Here is a 15,473-nt window from a genome sequence, read left to right as displayed (position 1 = left end):
CAATGTCAGAGCTGACCCTGACGGTCATGCGGTTGGGTTTCCTCGCCGTACTGTGGCTGTTCGTCATCGTGGCCGTCCAGGTCATCCGAAGTGACCTGTTCGGCACCAAAGTGACCCAACGCGCCGCACGGCGTGGTAACAACGACCAGGCCCGTCCGCCGCAACAGCGGCAGCAACAAGCACCCCAACGGCAGCAACAGCCGCCGCAGAGCAACAACCGCCAGCGCCGAGGAGCCCCCACAAAACTTGTGGTCGCCGAGGGCTCACTGGCGGGTACCACAGTCGCGCTCCAGGGGCAGACCATCACCCTGGGCCGTGCACACGACTCGACAATCGTGCTCGATGACGACTACGCGTCCAGCCGGCATGCCAGGATCTACCCGGACCGCGACGGCCAGTGGATCGTCGAGGACCTGGGATCCACCAATGGCACCTATTTGGACCGGAACCGGCTCACCGCGCCGGTACCGATTCCGCTGGGTGCCCCGATCCGCATCGGCAAGACCGTCATCGAGCTGCGGAAGTAGTCGCACAATGGGCGAGCCAAGCGAGCGGAGCCAGCGAGCGAGAGGGTGGGCAGCGTGCGGATGTACCCGGAGCCAACGGGCGAGGTGCGCATGACTCTGTCGCTGCGCTTCGCCGCCGGCTCGCACAAGGGCATGATCCGGGAGGGTAACGAGGACTCCGGCTACGCCGGCCCCCGTCTGCTCGCGATTGCCGACGGCATGGGCGGGCAGGCGGCCGGCGAGGTCGCCTCCTCCGAGGTGATCTCCACCTTGGTGACGCTCGACGACGACGTCCCCGGCTCCGACATCCTCACCTCGCTCGCCACCGCGGTGCAGCACGCCAACGACCAGTTGCGCATCATGGTCGAGGAGGACCCGCAGCTCGAAGGCATGGGCACCACCCTCACCGCCCTGCTGTGGACCGGCCAGCGCCTGGGCCTCGTCCATGTCGGCGACTCCCGCGCCTACCTGCTCCGCGACGGCATCCTCACCCAGATCACCCAGGACCACACCTGGGTACAGCGCCTCGTCGACGAGGGCCGCATCACCGAGGAGGAAGCCGGGACGCACCCGCAGCGCTCCCTCCTCATGCGCGCCCTCGACGGCCGCGGCCAGGTCGAGCCCGATCTGTCCATCCGCGAGGTCCGGGCCGGCGACCGCTATCTGATCTGCTCCGACGGCCTCTCCGGCGTCGTCAGCCACCAGACGCTCGAGGAGACCCTCGCCGGCTATCACGACCCCGGTGAGACCATCCAGCAGCTCATCCAGCTCGCCCTGCGGGGCGGCGGCCCCGACAACATCACCTGCATCGTCGCCGACGTCCTCGACATCGACGACAACGGCACCGTCGCCGGCCGCCTTCACGACGCCCCTGTCGTCGTCGGCGCCGTCGCCGACGGCCAGCTGCCGCTCCACGACCAGCGGCACCTCCAGACGCCCGCCGGCCGCGCCTCCGAACTCGGCCGGCGCCCCCAGCCCCCGGAGGGCTCCTTCGGGCCGCCCGGCAGCGGCGACCTGACCATGGCCGGCGCGCCCATCGGCAGCTTCGGCGACTACTCGGACCTGGATGCCGAGGGCTTTACCAAGCCCCGCCGCAGAGGCAAGTGGCTCAAGCGCTCCGCTGTCCTGCTCGTCGTCATCGGCGTCATCGGCGGCGCCCTCTACGGCGCCCACCGCTGGACCCAGACCCAGTACTACGTCGGTGCCAACGGCGACCACGCCGCGATCTACCAGGGCATCGACCAGAAGCTGGCCTGGATCAATCTGTCCAAGGTCTTCGAGGACCGCACCGACATCGAACTCAAGTACCTACCCGAATACCAGCGCAACTCGGTCGAGGACACCGTCACCGCCGGCAGCCTCACCGACGCCCGCAAATCCGCGGACGACTACGCCAAACAGGCCAAGGTCTGCCAGACGCAGCAGGCCATTGCCAACGCCCAGGCCAAGGCCGCCTCGAAGCCCAAGACCGAGAAGACCGGCAAAGCTTCTGCCTCCGTCAAGCCGAGCGCCACCCCTAAGGCAACGTCCAGCGTGGCGCCTTCTACCACACCGAAGCCGTCCACGTCTTCCAGTCCATCGTCCAGCCCCACCCTCTCCGAGGATGACCAGAAGCTGGCCCAGCAATGCCCCAGCGGCCAGTAACACCCTCAGGAGGGGCGGTTTTGCGACCATGAGCGTCATCAGCAACACCACCACCATTACGTCAGTCGGCGCGCCCAACCGGCGCAACACCGAGCTGGCGCTGCTTGTCTTCGCAGTGATCATCCCGGTGTTCGCCTACGCGAACGTCGGCCTGGCCAAGGAGGGCAAGCTCCCGGCCGGCATGCTCGCGTACGGCGCCGGGCTCGGCGCACTCGCCGGCGTCGCGCACCTGCTGGTGCGTAAATTCGCCCCGTACGCCGACCCGCTGATGCTGCCGGTGGCTACCTTGCTCAACGGCATGGGGCTGGTGCTGATCTGGCGGCTCGACCTTGAGCCGGCCATCACCACCCCCAATCTCGGCGGCGCCATGGCCCCCAAGCAGCTGATGTGGTCCACCCTCGGTGTGGCGCTCTTCGTCGCCGTCCTGGTCTTCCTCAAGGACCACCGGGTCCTTCAGCGCTACACCTACATCTCGATGGTGGTGGGGCTGGTCCTGCTGATCCTTCCGGTGTTCTTCCCGCCCGTCTTCGGCGCGCGGATCTGGATCAAAATCCCCGGTGTCGGCCAGATCCAGCCCGGAGAGTTCGTGAAGATCATCCTCGCGATCTTCTTCGCCGGCTATCTGATGGTGAAACGAGACGCACTCGCGCTCGCCAGCCGCCGTTTCATGGGCCTGTACCTCCCTCGCGGCCGCGACCTCGGTCCGATTCTGGTGATCTGGGTGCTCAGCCTCTTCATCCTGGTCTTCGAGACCGACCTGGGTAGCTCGCTGCTCTTCTTCGGCCTCTTCGTGATCATGCTGTACGTCGCCACCGAACGGACCAGCTGGATCGTCTTCGGTCTGCTGCTGTCATCCGGCGGCGCGGTCTTCGTGGCCACCTTCGAGTCGCACGTCCAGACCCGCGTCCAGAACTGGCTGCACCCGCTCGCCCTCCAGAACGGGGGCGTCACCGAGACCGCACAGGCCATGTACGCCTTCGGCTCCGGCGGCATCTTCGGCTCCGGACTCGGCCAGGGCTACTCCCGCCTCATCGGCGGCATCGCCCCCAAGAGCGACTACATCCTCGCCACCGTCGGCGAGGAACTCGGCCTCACCGGCGTCATGGCCATCATCCTGCTCTACGGGCTGCTCATCGAGCGCGGCATCCGCACCGCCCTCGCCGCCCGCGACCCCTTCGGCAAGCTGCTCGCGATCGGCCTGTCCGGCGCCTTCGCCCTCCAGGTCTTCGTCGTCGCCGGCGGCGTCACCGGCCTCATTCCGCTGACCGGTATGACCCTGCCGTTCCTCGCGCAGGGCGGCTCCTCCGTCGTCGCCAACTGGGCCCTGGTCGCGATCCTGCTGCGGATCAGCGACACCGCCCGCCGCCCGGCCCCGGCACCTGCCCCGTCTCCCGATGCCGAACCGACCCAGGTGGTGCGCGTCCAGTGAACAAGCCCCTCAGGCGGGTGGCCGTCTTCTGCGGCCTGCTCGTCCTCGCCCTGCTGATAAGGGTGAACTACGTCCAGTTCGTCGATGCTGGCGCACTGGCCAACGACGTGCACAACCGGCGGGTCACCATCAACCAGTACGCCACCCCGCGCGGCGACATCATCGTCGACGGCAAGGCCATCACCGGTCACACCACGACCACCGGCAGCGACTTCAAATACAAGGCCACCTTCACCAACGGCCCGATGTGGGCCCCCGTGACCGGGTACGCCTCGCAGGCCTTCGGCTCCAACATGCTCGAAGGCGTCGATAACAAGATCCTTACCGGTGACGACGACCGGCTCTTCTTCAACCGCACCATCGACATCGTCACCGGCAAGGGCAAGCAGGGCGGCGACGTCGTCACCACCCTCAACGCCAAGGCCCAGCAGGCCGCCTTCGACGGGCTGGGCAACAAGAAGGGCGCGGTGGCCGCGATCGACCCCAAGACCGGCGCCATCCTCGCGCTGGCCAGCACCCCTTCGTACGACCCCTCCAGCTTCGCCGGCAACTCGACCACGGACTCCAAGAACTGGGTCTCCCTGCAGAAGGCGAACAACGCCAACGACCCGATGCTCAACCGGGCGCTGCGCCAGACCTACCCGCCCGGCTCGACCTTCAAGATCGTCACCGCGGCGGCGGCCCTGGAGAACGGTCTGTACACGGACATCGACGCCAAGACCAACTCGCCGGTGCCCTTCATCCTGCCGAACACCACCACTGAGCTGAAGAACGAGGGCGGCATCAACTGCCAGAACGCCACCCTCCGGGAAGCTCTGCGAGTGTCCTGCAACACAGTCTTCGGCAAGATCGGCTCGGACCTCGGCCGGGACAAGATGGTCGCGGAGGCGGAGAAGTTCGGCTTCAACAAGGAGCAGTACATCCCCGTCCGCACGGCGGCCAGCAACTTCTCCACGACCATGGACAAGCCGCAGACCGCCCTCTCCTCCATCGGCCAGTTCGAAACAGCCGCCACCCCGCTGCAGATGGCCATGATCGCCTCGGCGGTCGCCAATGACGGCAAGCTGATGAAGCCCTACATGGTCTCGGAACTGCGCGCCTCGAACAACAGCGTCATAGCGCAGACCAACCCCGAGCAGCTCAGCCAGCCACTCTCCGCCGCGAACGCGCAGAAGCTCCAGCAGATGATGGAGACCGTCGTACAGACCGGTACCGGCAAGAACGCCCAGATCAACGGCGTCACCGTAGGCGGCAAGACCGGCACCGCCCAGCACGGCATCAACAACGACGCGAGCCCGTACGCCTGGTTCATCTCCTACGCCAAGACCAGCAGCGGCTCCCCGGTCGCCGTCGCCGTCGTCGTCGAGGACGCCAGCGCCAACCGCGGCGACATCACCGGTGGCGGCTTCGCCGCCCCGATCGCCAAGAAGGTCATGGAGGCCGTACTGAACAAGTGAGGCAGGAGTGACGCCGGTCACGCCCGCACCCGTTGTCGCACGTCTGTGAGCATGTAGCGATACCGGTCGGATATCGGCTGCCGGTCAGGGCAAGGATCGACAACACACGACGGGTACGGTATGCCCGAGCAGCCATACGAATGGTTAAGGGAAGGGTAAGCGCCATGGAAGAGCCGCGTCGCCTCGGCGGCCGGTACGAGCTGGGCTCGGTGCTCGGCCGCGGTGGAATGGCCGAGGTCTACCTCGCGCATGACACCCGGCTCGGCCGCACCGTCGCCGTGAAGACGCTCCGGGTAGATCTTGCCCGCGATCCGTCCTTCCAGGCCCGGTTCCGCCGCGAAGCCCAATCTGCCGCCTCCCTGAACCATCCGTCGATCGTCGCGGTCTACGACACCGGCGAGGACTACGTCGACGGCGTCTCCATCCCGTACATCGTCATGGAGTACGTCGACGGATCCACCCTGCGCGAGCTTCTGCACTCCGGCCGCAAGCTGCTGGCCGAGCGCACGCTGGAGATGACCGGCGGCATCCTGCAGGCCCTGGAGTACTCCCACCGCAGCGGCATCGTCCACCGCGACATCAAGCCGGCCAACGTCATGCTGACGCGCACCGGCCAGGTCAAGGTCATGGACTTCGGCATCGCCCGCGCCATGGGCGACTCCGGCATGACGATGACCCAGACCGCCGCCGTCATCGGCACCGCCCAGTACCTCTCCCCCGAGCAGGCCAAGGGCGAGCAGGTCGACGCCCGCTCCGACCTCTACTCGACCGGCTGCCTCCTCTACGAGCTGCTCACCGTCCGGCCGCCCTTCATCGGCGACTCCCCGGTCGCGGTCGCGTACCAGCACGTACGCGAAGAACCGCAGCCGCCGTCGGTCTGGGACCCCGAGATCACCCCCGAGCTGGACGCCATCGTCCTGCGTGCCCTCGCGAAGGACCCCGACTACCGCTACCAGTCCGCCGACGAGATGCGCGCCGACATCGAGGCCTACCTCGACGGCCAGCCGGTCGCCGCCACCGCCGCCATGGGCTCCGTCGGCTACGCCACCGGCTACGGCGGCGGATACGGCGACGGCGGTGCCACCACCGCCCTGCCCCAGCAGGACCCCGCCACCTCCATGCTCCCGCCCATGCGGGACGACGACGGCGGCTACGGCTACGGGGAGCGCCCCGACCGCCGTCGGCAGCAGCCCTCGAAGAAGAACCACACCTCGACCATCCTGCTCGTCGTGGCCGGCATCCTGGTCCTGGTCGGCGCCATCTTCATCGGCAAGTCCTTCTTCGGCAGCAACTCGGGCGACGCCACGGCCCCCATGGTCAATTTCGTCGGCATGACCAAGTCCGAGGCGCAGAGCGCGTCCACCAACGGCGGCGTCAAAATCACCTTCGGCAGTGACGAAACCTGCGCCGACCAGAAGAAGGGCCTGGTCTGCTCCCAGGACCCGACGTACGTCAACAACGGCACCATCGCGAAGACCAAGACCGTCACCCTGCACCTCTCCTCGGGCCCGGTCCAGGTCACGGTCCCCGACGTCACCAGCGACACCCAGGACCAGGCCACACAGACCCTTGAGGGCAAGGGCTTCAACGTGGTGACGAAGAACAAGGAATCCACGACGGCGGACACCGGCAGCGTGCTGGCCCAGAATCCGCCCGGCGGCCAGAAGGCCGACAAGGCCTCGACCGTCACCCTCACCATCGCCGTCCCCCCGTCGAAGATCCCGCTTCCCAACGTCATCGGCCAGAACATCTCCGATGCCAAGAAGACCCTCTCCGACGCCGGCTTCACCAACGTCATCACCCAGCAAGAGTCTTCGGCACAGCCCCAGAACCAGGTCACGAATCAGACCCCCCCCGGCAACGCCGCGAGCTACACCCCGGACACCAAGATCACCCTCACCGTCTCCAGCGGCCAGCAGCAGACCGCCGTGCCCAATGTCGTCGGCCAGTCGGTGAAGGCGGCCAAGCAGCTCCTCCAGGCCAGCGGCTTCAACAACATCCAGTTCCCCAACAACAGCCCCAGCGATGACAACGCCATAGTCACCAGCCAGGACCCGGCCGCCAACACCCAGGAGACCGACCCCGGCGGCACCACGATCAACCTCACCACGGTGGACACCAACGGCGGCGGCAACAACGGCGGCGGCAACAACGGCGGCGTCGGCGGCATCTTCGGCGGCAACAACGGCTGAGCCGCTCCCGCTTCCTCAAAGGGCGTGGATGCCCAACAGCGTCCACGCCCTTTGCGATGCGCCCTCGTCCGGCTGGTTCAGCGGATCGGCTACTGGTTCAGCGCGCGGCCGGCTGGTTCAGCGCGTCGTCCCACACGCTGTCCACGCACTCGCCGTCAGCGCAGCTCCGCCGGGAGCGTCCGGTCCGTGTTCACCTTCTGCGTGCGTACCAGCTCGGCCCAAACGATGTACCGGTAGAGGGAGGTGTACACCGGCGTGCAGGTCGTCAGGGTGATGTACCGGCCGGCGGTCTGCTTACCCGAGGCCTTGGGGATCTGGTTGATGACCTTGACGTCGTACTTGGACGTCTGCGAAAGGATTTTGTAGACCTTGTAGACGTACCAGGTGTCGCGGTCCTCGAAGACGACGGGATCGCCGTCCTTGATCTTGTCGATGTTGTGGAACTTCGCGCCGTGCCCGTCCCGGTGGGCGGCGAGCGTGAAGTTGCCCTTCGTGTCCCACGGCATGGCCGCCTTGACCGGGGAGGTGTAATAGCCGGCGACACCCTGGTTGAGGACGTCGGTCGAGGTGCCCTTCTTCACGAGCACCTCGAAGTTCTTGCCCATGGCGGGCACGTGGAGAAAGCCGATGCCGTCCTTGGTGTCGAGTTTCCCGGGACTCACCGGGGCGGCCCAACTGCGGCGGACCTTGTCGCCCTCTTTTTGCGCCTGACGGTCGGCTATCACGTTTGTCCACCACAGCGAGTAGACGACAAAGAGGCCGAGGATCAGGCCTGCGGTGATCAGGAGCTCGCCGATCAGGCTGACTGCGGCGGCGATGCTGTCGCGTACGGTGACCGGCTTGCGCCGCGGCGGGGTGGCTTGGACGTCCTCGCCGTGCTCGGTGGTGGTCACCGGATGCTCCGCTTCCTCTGTGGACTCTGGTGCGTCATCCAAGCAGGGCGTCGGGCTTGCCCTTGCTGCGGGGACGTTCGTCGACCATCTTGCCCCAGACGATCAGCCGGTTGGTGCTGGTGAACTCCGGAGTACAGGTGGTGAGGGTGATGTAGCGGCCCGCCTTGGTGAAACCGGAGCCCACGGGGATCGGCCGGAGGACGGAGGTGTTGGAGGGCGGGGTGGAAGGCAGCGTGCTGGTGATCTCGTAGGTGTAGTACTCGCTCGCGGTCTCCACGACGACCTTGTCACCCTTGACGAGCTTGTTGATGTAACGGAACGGTTCGCCATGGGTGTTGCGGTGGGCGGCGAGAGCGAAGTTGCCCTGCTTGTCCCAGGGCATGGCGGTCTCCTGGGTGCCGGAGTAGTGGCCGATCATGCCCTTGTCGAGCACCTTGGTCTTGCTGGTGCCTTCGGCGATGGGGGCCTTCACGTCGAGCTTGGGGATGTACATGATGGCGAAGCCCTGGCCCGGCGAGAAGGTGCCGGGGTCCCGGCTGGCGCCAGTGTTGCCGTCCCACTGCTTCTCCAGGGACTTGGCGGCGCCGCCGGCCTGCTGGTGGGCCAGGATGTTGGTGTACCAGAGCTGATAGGTGACGAAGAGCAGCATCAGCACGCCGAAGGTGATGAACAGCTCGCCCACGATCCGGCTGACGATGACGGCGGGGCTCTCCCGAGCCGCCCGGGCGGCTCGCCGGGCTTCCAGCCGGGTGCGACCGGTGGCGGCGGTGCGGCCCGTAGCGGCCGTTTCCGGGGCCTCTGCGGCATCCGGGGGCTCGGGCCGGGCTGTGCGCCTCCCGCCCCGCCTGGTGGCTTCCTGAGCGGCTTTACGGCGCGCGGCACGGCCGCCGGGTAGGGCGTCCGGTTCGGCGGCCGTGGTTGCGGCAGCGGTAGGTGCGGCTGCGGCGGCCCCGGTCGGCTCGGGCGTGGCAGCCGCAGCTCTGCGCCGGGCCGCACGGCCACCGGGTGCGGGCTGCGGCTCTGAGCCGGGGTCGACGGCCGGGAGGACCGCGGTCTCGGCCTGGCCGCCGCTTCGTCGTACGACGCGCCCGCCGTCGGGCAGCGGTTCGGCCCGGCCCCAGGATTCCGGCGCCGGTGGCGGTGCCGGTGCCGGTGCGGGCGCGGGCTGCCAGGTGCCGGGGGCCTGTGGCTGGTAGAGGCCAGGAGCCCCGTAACCGGTGCCGTGGGCGGCCTGGGCGTACTGCTGCTGCTCGTACGCGGGCGGCGGCGGAACCGGCGCCTCACGGGGCCGGAACTCGGCAGCCGGGGCGGGGCCGCCCGCTGCCCCCTGGGGAAGGGGATCGCTGAGCGGGTCGGCCAATTGTTCTATTGCCGCGGCGAAGTCGGCCGCGTCGCGCTCGGGGCGGAGCGCAGTCACGCCCCGGCCTTGCCGAGAGCGGTACCCGCACCCAGACCGGCGCCGACGACGGGCGCGAGGCCCTCAGAGCGTCCGACCGCGCCTGTGTCGCCGCATTGGGCGAGCCAGTTGGCAAGCATGAGGTGGCCCCATTCCGTAAGCACCGACTCGGGGTGGAACTGGACTCCCTCGACAAGGGCCTCGCGGTGCCGCAGGCCCATGATGACGCCGGTGTCGGTCCAGGCGGTGATCTCCAACTCCGGCGGCACCGTGTCGCGTTCAACGGCGAGGGAGTGGTACCGGGTGGCGGTGAAGGGCGTCGGCAGTCCGGCGAAGACCCCGGCGCCCTCGTGCGTCACAAGGGAGGTCTTGCCGTGCAGCAGCTCGGGCGCCCGGTCCACCACGCCGCCGTAGGCGACGGCCATGGACTGCAGACCGAGGCAGACGCCGAAGACCGGCACCCCGGTGTCCGCGCAGTGCCGGACCATATCGACACAGATCCCGGCCTCCTCGGGCGTGCCGGGGCCGGGGGAGAGGAGGACACCGTCGAAGCGGTCCTGGGCGTGCCGGAGGTCGACCTCGTCATTGCGGAGCACCTCGCACTCGGCGCCGAGCTGGTAGAGGTACTGGACGAGGTTGAAGACAAAGCTGTCGTAGTTGTCCACGACGAGGATCCGTGCGGTCATCGGACGCTGGCCATCCCGTTGTTGACGGTGACGTCATTGAACGGCAGCAGCGGCTCCGCCCAGGGAAAGATGTACTGGAACAGCACATAGACGACGGCCAGCACCAGCACGAGCGAGATCGTCGCCCTCACCCACGCGTTGCCCGGCAGATGTCGCCAGATCCAGCCGTACATGTGCTGCCTTCCTTCCGGTTCCGGCACCAAGATTAGCCGGACAAGGCCGTCGGCATGCCCTTCTCCACAGCCTGGGTGGCTTCCAGATGGCCCCAGGCGATGAGCCGGTGACTGTGCCCCCACTCGGGGTCGCAGGTGGTGAGCGTCAGGTAGCGGCCAGGAGCGGTGAAGCCGGACTCGCGCGGCACGGGGTCGATGACGCCTACATCGGTCGGCAGGGTGCGGTACGGGCCGCGGTCGATCTCGTACGTGTACCAGGCGGTGCCGTCGGTGAGGACGACCTTGTCGCCCTTGCGCAGCTTGGGAAAGTCCTTGAAAGGGTCGCCATATGTGCGGCGGTGGCCGGCGACGGCGAAGTTGCCCCGGGCGCCGAGGCGGGCGGTGGAGGCGTAGTGGCCGAGGCCCTTCCTGAGGGTGGGGACCTGGGTGTCCTGCAGGACGGGCTTGTGCCAGCCGGCGCCGAGCCGGGGGATGTACATGACGGCAAAAGCTTTGCCGTCCCTATATGCGGCGGCGGCCGGGGTCCCGGCAGGTGTGGGGCTGGGGCTCGAACTAACGACGGACCCGGTGGACCAGCGGTCCTGGAGTTGGTTTATCTCGCCGTTCATGGCGCTGTCCGCGCGTACTCCGGTCCAGAAGAGCACATAGACGACGAAGAGCACGATGAGCGCCCCCGTGGTGACGCACAACTCGCTCAGGGTCCGCAGCACCAGGCGCACGGCCCATCCCCTCACTCGGCCCGGGCCCGGTCTCAGCCCACGGGCTTGGCGTAGTGCAGATCCACTGTGCCCGAGTACCCGGGAAGAGTCACCCGCTTGTGGTCCTCGACTTTCCAGCCGAGTCCGTAGGCGTTGACGTACTGCAGGTAGTTCTGGATCGCCGGGCTGCGGTCCAGCGCCTTGTGCAGCGCGTTCCGGTCACCCACAGCGGTGATTTTGTACGGCGGGGAGTAGACGCGGCCCTGGAGGATCAGCGTGTTGCCGACGCAGCGCACGGCGCTGGTGGAGATCAGGCGCTGGTCCATGACCTGTATGCCGGTCGCCCCGCCGTCCCAGAGAGCGTTGACGACAGCTTGCAGGTCCTGCTGGTGAATGACGAGGTCGTTGGGCTGCGGGTCCGGCACGCCGGGCACGAGGGGGGTGGCGTTGGCGGGCGCGTCGTTGAGGGTGACGCTGACGGCGGAGCCGGAGAGCGCCTCGGTGCCGGCGGCGTTGGCGAGGCCGTCGAGGTTCTTGCGGGTGGCCGTGCCGGTGCCGCTGCCGGAGTGGGAGAGGCCGTCGACGTCTTTGCGTACGGCGGACATCTCGCTTTCCAGCTGCTGGTTCTCGGTACTCTTCTCCTGGGCCCGGTCCGACAGCCGCAGCAGCGGGTCGTCGGTGCGGATATCGACACCCTTGGCGGTGTCGAAGCTCATCCAGAAGATCAGCCCGGCCAGCGCGAAGATCCCCGCACTGAGTGAACGAAGTACCACAGATCGGGCAGAAACGCGGGCAGGGGAGACATCAACGGTTTTGCTCACCGTACCCTTATCTCCTTCCAACCCGAGGAAGCACTACGCTAACGGACGCCTGGTAGCGGCAGTGAGCAGTACCCCGCCCGCCCGGCTCGATCACATCATCCGCGCGGTTACGCAGCGCATCGACAGGAGAGTTCCTCGTGCCGAAGTCACGGATCCGCAAGAAGGCCGACTTCACCCCGCCACCGTCGAAGACGACCGCCATAAAGCTCAGGACCGGTCGAGGCTGGGTCGCGCCGCTGATGCTGGCGTTCTTCCTCCTCGGACTGGCCTGGATCGTCCTCTTCTATGTGACGCAGGGCAGCCTGCCCATCGCGGCGCTGAACAACTGGAACATCGTGGTTGGCTTCGGCTTCATCGCGGGCGGGTTCGTCGTCTCCACACAGTGGAAGTAGCCGCGCCCACCACCCGCGCGACAGCTTGTCCCCAGGGTTATCCACAGCTCGATCCACAATGTTGAAAAGGTCGGAAGATCTGTGGATAACCCCTGCGGGATTGACGCCGGTGTGACCGGTGGTCCGGTGTACGGGCCACCGGTCATTCGTTGATCTTGCAGGGCAAATGGGCGGGCAGGACAGGCGCCCACAGACGTTCCCCGATGTACACAGGGGCACCCTCTCCGCTGTGGATAACGTCAGATCAACGCCAGGGGTTGCGGGCTCCCGCCCCACGTCAGCGGGATCAGCCAGTGATCTGGGTCACGCCGATCCACGTCACCACGAGCGTCACCACAAACACCGCCGCACAGGTCCCCCACTGCACCAGCGCCCGCCGTTCCTGTGGTGCGTACGCCATCCCGACCGCGATCAGCGACCCGGCGACCAGGCCGCCGATGTGGCCCTGCCAGCTGATGTTCGACCAGGTGAAGGTGAAGAACAGGTTCAGGGCGAGCAGGATCAGCACCGGTCGCATGTCGTACCGCATCCGCCGTACGAAGACGGCGGTGGCCCCGAAGAGGCCGAAGATCGCGCCGGAAGCACCCAGCGTGAGCGAACTCGGCGCCAACAGCAGCACCAGCGCGCTGCCGCCCAGCCCGGAAAGCATGTACAGGGCGAAATACCGGGTGCGCCCGAGCAGGCCCTCCAGCGGAGCTCCCACCCACCACAGAGCGAGCATGTTGAAGGCGATGTGCGCTACCTGTTCATGCAGGAAGACCGCACTGACCAGCCGGTACCATTGGTCCGGCCCCGCCGCGACGCCGATGCACTGACTGGCGTACTTCGAGCACAGGCCGTAGAGCCCGAGATCGGTGACCACCTGGTTGCCGAAGGCCTTCACCGCGAGGAAGACCGCCAGATTCAGCCCGATGAGGATCTTGGTGACCAGGTGCGGGTCCCGGGCGACGCTCCCCCCGGCGACCGTACGCGGTCGCACCCTGCGGGCGCTGGCATTGCCCTCGCGCACACACTCCGGACACTGGAAACCGACGGACGCGCTCACCATGCACTCCGGGCAGATCGGCCGCTCGCAGCGGGTGCAACGGATCCCGGTCTCGCGATCCGGATGCAGGTAGCAGCAGACCGCCTGGTCTTCCATGGTTCCCCTTCGTGCAACTTCATACATCGTACAAACGTCGCCCCGCCCGTCTGACGGACGGGCGGGGCGGTTCAGTTCCCGTATGGGCCGACATCGGTTACCGAAAACGGCTTGCGAGTCTACCGGCGCTCTACTACGACCGACTCGATGACGACGGCCTCCAGCGGGCGGTCGGTGCGCGGGTTGGTCGGGGTGTTGATGATCCCGTCCACGACCTTCTGGCTGGCCGGGTCGACGATCTCACCGAAGATGGTGTGCTTGCCGCTCAGCCAGGTGGTCGGCGAGACGGTGATGAAGAACTGCGAGCCGTTGGTGCCCGGGCCCGCATTGGCCATCGCCAGGAGGTAGGGCTTGTTGAACGACAGGTCCGGGTGGAACTCGTCGGCGAACTTGTACCCCGGGCCACCGGTGCCGTTCCCCAGCGGGTCACCGCCCTGGATCATAAAACCGGAGATCACGCGGTGGAACACCGTGCCGTCGTAGAGGTTCTTACTGGTCGGCTGTCCCGTGGTCGGGTCGGTCCACTCAAGGGTGCCCTCGGCAAGCCCGACGAAGTTCTTCACGGTTTTCGGCGCGTGGTCCGGCAGCAACCGGATGGCGATGTCCCCGTGGTTGGTCTTCAGGGTGGCGTAGAGCTGCTCGGCCACGATCTACCTTCCCTAGTCTTCACTGACAGGGACAAATCCTTGCACGGGTCGAGTTCGTACGAGTACTCGCTGGGCAGACGCACCCTGGGGGTACCTCTCCCCGTGACCCGGATGCCCGCCCGCACATGCCGGACCCCGCCTGTACGGGCATGATTTCAAACCGGGTGGAAAGGCGAAAACCGTACGCCACCGAGGAGGAGGTTCTCGTGACCCGCATCGACAGCGTGCGCCACGCAGCCGAGCAGACGAAGGACAGCGTGCGGCATGCCGCGGAGGTGGTGTCGCCGTACGCCAGCACGGCCAAGGAAAATGCCGCGGTCTACGCGGACAAGGCCCGCGCGACGGCCCGCACCCAATATGACGCTCATCTCGCGTCCCGTGTCGGCGAGGCCGTCGGGCAAGCACGGGCCGCCGTGCCGCCCAAGGTCGAGCAGGCCGTCGGCACCGCCGCGAAACGCACTAAGCAGGCAGCCGACTTCACGATCCCGAAGGTTGAGCAGGCGTTGGAAAGCGCCCGCGCCGCCACCGGGCCCGCACGTGAGGAGATCGTCGCCCGCAGCGGCGCGGCCCTCGCCGCGCTCCGCAGCCAACTGACCGCCGCCGACATCGAGAAGTTCGCCCGCAAGCGGGCCCGCCGGGTCCGCGCCGGGCGGATCGCCAAGCGCCTCACCGTGCTGGGCGCCCTCAGCGGAGCCGGCTTCGCGGGCTGGCGGTGGTGGACCAAGCAGACCAACCCCGACTGGCTCGTCGAGCCCGCCCCCGCCACGGAGCTCTCGGACCGCTCTTCCCTCAACGGCAGCGCCCAGTCCGGTACCGCCCCGCTCGACCAGGTCGACGGCGCTCCCCTCGACGCCCTTGACCCGGAGGTCCAGGCCAAGCAGGCCGAAGCCGAAGCCGAGCGCGGCCGCGAGGGTCGCGGCGATACATATCCGTAAGACCGACCTGACAGATATCGCGCTGCGACCCCGGATGGCCGGAGACCTCTCGGGTCTCCCGCCATCCGGCATGCGGCCCGGGATCGGCCGGACAGATGAGCGGATTCGGCGGGCAGCTCACCGCTCCAAAGGCGCCGGCACCGCCGGACCTTCCGCCGCCGGGTCCTGCTCCTCGGGGCCCGGGATCTCGGCCGGCACGCCGCGCAGGGTGAAGAGCGCGAAGACCGCGCCGACAGTGAGTAGGGCGGCACCGACCAGGGTGGTGGTCTGGATGCTGGCCACGAACGCCCGCCCCGCGGCGGCGATGACATCCGTGCCCGTGGCGCCCGGAAGCGCCGCTCCGGTGGCAACGGCTCCGCCGACTGATTGGCGGGCGGCGTGCACCGCCTCGGCAGACAACCCGGCGGGCAGCGCGAGGCCGCCTCGGTAGAGGGCGCTCGCGAGGGATCCGACGCCCCTGACG

The 15,473-nt window shown here is 67.8% G+C and carries 16 protein-coding genes; 7 read left to right on the top strand and 9 right to left on the bottom strand.

Features of this window, described 5'->3' with window-relative positions:
* Positions 1-2 precede the first annotated feature (2 nt).
* The 5 genes from FCI23_RS11865 to pknB all read left to right on the top strand — a co-directional run bounded on the left by FCI23_RS11865 (position 3) and on the right by pknB (position 7,228).
* Complete coding sequence (locus tag FCI23_RS11865) at positions 3-527, top strand: FHA domain-containing protein FhaB/FipA (RefSeq protein ID WP_136723466.1); 525 nt, start codon at positions 3-5, stop codon at positions 525-527.
* 60 nt (positions 528-587) lie between these two features.
* A complete protein-coding gene (locus FCI23_RS11860; RefSeq protein WP_211265291.1) occupies positions 588-2,150 on the top strand; it encodes a PP2C family protein-serine/threonine phosphatase in 1,563 nt (520 codons plus the stop codon).
* Positions 2,151-2,178: 28 nt separating this feature from the next.
* Positions 2,179-3,579, top strand: a complete 1,401-nt coding sequence (locus tag FCI23_RS11855; protein ID WP_136723464.1) for an FtsW/RodA/SpoVE family cell cycle protein — start codon at positions 2,179-2,181, stop codon at positions 3,577-3,579.
* A complete protein-coding gene (locus tag FCI23_RS11850) occupies positions 3,576-5,036 on the top strand; it encodes a peptidoglycan D,D-transpeptidase FtsI family protein (protein WP_136723463.1) in 1,461 nt (486 codons plus the stop codon). The genes FCI23_RS11855 and FCI23_RS11850 overlap by 4 nt, the downstream gene beginning before the upstream one ends.
* A 164-nt stretch (positions 5,037-5,200) precedes the next feature.
* Positions 5,201-7,228 (top strand): Stk1 family PASTA domain-containing Ser/Thr kinase, encoded by a 2,028-nt coding sequence (pknB, locus tag FCI23_RS11845; RefSeq protein WP_136723462.1) that lies wholly within the window; start codon positions 5,201-5,203, stop codon positions 7,226-7,228.
* A gap of 155 nt (positions 7,229-7,383) precedes the next feature.
* Here pknB and FCI23_RS11840 read toward each other — a convergent pair whose 3' ends face one another.
* From FCI23_RS11840 to FCI23_RS11820, 6 genes are read right to left on the bottom strand one after another with little or no spacing between them, the layout of a single operon-like run.
* Entirely contained in the window at positions 7,384-8,121 is a 738-nt protein-coding gene (locus FCI23_RS11840; RefSeq protein WP_136723461.1) for a class E sortase, read from the bottom strand.
* A 34-nt stretch (positions 8,122-8,155) separates the two neighbouring features.
* Entirely contained in the window at positions 8,156-9,538 is a 1,383-nt protein-coding gene (locus FCI23_RS11835) for a class E sortase (RefSeq protein ID WP_136723460.1), read from the bottom strand.
* Positions 9,535-10,203 carry an aminodeoxychorismate/anthranilate synthase component II gene (locus FCI23_RS11830; RefSeq protein ID WP_136723459.1) on the bottom strand — a complete coding sequence of 223 codons (669 nt, stop codon included), beginning with the start codon at positions 10,201-10,203 and terminating at the stop codon, positions 9,535-9,537. Before FCI23_RS11830 ends, FCI23_RS11835 begins: the two co-directional genes overlap by 4 nt.
* Positions 10,200-10,376: a hypothetical protein gene (locus FCI23_RS56325; RefSeq protein ID WP_169316769.1), complete on the bottom strand. Its 177-nt coding sequence runs from the start codon at positions 10,374-10,376 to the stop codon at positions 10,200-10,202. Before FCI23_RS56325 ends, FCI23_RS11830 begins: the two co-directional genes overlap by 4 nt.
* A 32-nt stretch (positions 10,377-10,408) precedes the next feature.
* Positions 10,409-11,095, bottom strand: coding sequence for a class E sortase (locus tag FCI23_RS11825; RefSeq protein ID WP_136723458.1), 687 nt, complete (start codon positions 11,093-11,095; stop codon positions 10,409-10,411).
* 32 nt (positions 11,096-11,127) lie between these two features.
* Positions 11,128-11,916: a DUF881 domain-containing protein gene (locus FCI23_RS11820; protein WP_136723457.1), complete on the bottom strand. Its 789-nt coding sequence runs from the start codon at positions 11,914-11,916 to the stop codon at positions 11,128-11,130.
* 116 nt (positions 11,917-12,032) lie between these two features.
* On the opposite strand from FCI23_RS11820, the gene crgA reads away from it, so the two are divergent.
* On the top strand, positions 12,033-12,287 hold the full coding sequence (gene crgA, locus FCI23_RS11815) for a cell division protein CrgA (RefSeq protein ID WP_136723456.1): 255 nt from the start codon (positions 12,033-12,035) through the stop codon (positions 12,285-12,287).
* 286 nt (positions 12,288-12,573) lie between these two features.
* Here crgA and FCI23_RS11810 read toward each other — a convergent pair whose 3' ends face one another.
* Both FCI23_RS11810 and FCI23_RS11805 read right to left on the bottom strand, forming a co-directional pair.
* Positions 12,574-13,428 carry a rhomboid family intramembrane serine protease gene (locus tag FCI23_RS11810; RefSeq protein ID WP_136723455.1) on the bottom strand — a complete coding sequence of 285 codons (855 nt, stop codon included), beginning with the start codon at positions 13,426-13,428 and terminating at the stop codon, positions 12,574-12,576.
* 119 nt (positions 13,429-13,547) lie between these two features.
* Positions 13,548-14,075 (bottom strand): peptidylprolyl isomerase, encoded by a 528-nt coding sequence (locus FCI23_RS11805; RefSeq protein ID WP_136723454.1) that lies wholly within the window; start codon positions 14,073-14,075, stop codon positions 13,548-13,550.
* 206 nt (positions 14,076-14,281) lie between these two features.
* Here FCI23_RS11805 and FCI23_RS11800 point away from each other — a divergent pair, with 206 nt between their 5' ends.
* Positions 14,282-15,010 carry a DUF5324 family protein gene (locus FCI23_RS11800; RefSeq protein WP_136723453.1) on the top strand — a complete coding sequence of 243 codons (729 nt, stop codon included), beginning with the start codon at positions 14,282-14,284 and terminating at the stop codon, positions 15,008-15,010.
* Positions 15,011-15,127: 117 nt separating this feature from the next.
* Here the strand turns inward: FCI23_RS11800 and FCI23_RS11795 are convergent, their stop codons facing one another.
* Positions 15,128-15,409: a hypothetical protein gene (locus FCI23_RS11795; RefSeq protein ID WP_136723452.1), complete on the bottom strand. Its 282-nt coding sequence runs from the start codon at positions 15,407-15,409 to the stop codon at positions 15,128-15,130.
* Between the last annotated feature and the right edge of the window lie 64 nt (positions 15,410-15,473).

The organism is Actinacidiphila oryziradicis, from assembly GCF_005047355.1.
Classification (GTDB): Bacteria; Actinomycetota; Actinomycetes; order Streptomycetales; family Streptomycetaceae; genus Actinacidiphila; species Actinacidiphila oryziradicis.
The sequence above is the reverse complement of the archived record's forward strand: the minus strand, read 5'-3'. Positions and strand labels throughout refer to the sequence as shown.

Bases quoted from the DNA above. Each gene is read 5' to 3' on its own strand.
- FCI23_RS11865 (WP_136723466.1), top strand. From the start codon at position 3: ATGTCAGAGCTGACCCTGACGGTCATGCGGTTGGGTTTCCTCGCCGTA.
- FCI23_RS11860 (WP_211265291.1), top strand. From the start codon at position 588: ATGTACCCGGAGCCAACGGGCGAGGTGCGCATGACTCTGTCGCTGCGC.
- FCI23_RS11855 (WP_136723464.1), top strand. From the start codon at position 2,179: ATGAGCGTCATCAGCAACACCACCACCATTACGTCAGTCGGCGCGCCC.
- pknB (WP_136723462.1), top strand. From the start codon at position 5,201: ATGGAAGAGCCGCGTCGCCTCGGCGGCCGGTACGAGCTGGGCTCGGTG.
- FCI23_RS11830 (WP_136723459.1), bottom strand. From the start codon at position 10,203: ATGACCGCACGGATCCTCGTCGTGGACAACTACGACAGCTTTGTCTTC.
- FCI23_RS56325 (WP_169316769.1), bottom strand. From the start codon at position 10,376: ATGTACGGCTGGATCTGGCGACATCTGCCGGGCAACGCGTGGGTGAGG.
- FCI23_RS11810 (WP_136723455.1), bottom strand. From the start codon at position 13,428: ATGGAAGACCAGGCGGTCTGCTGCTACCTGCATCCGGATCGCGAGACC.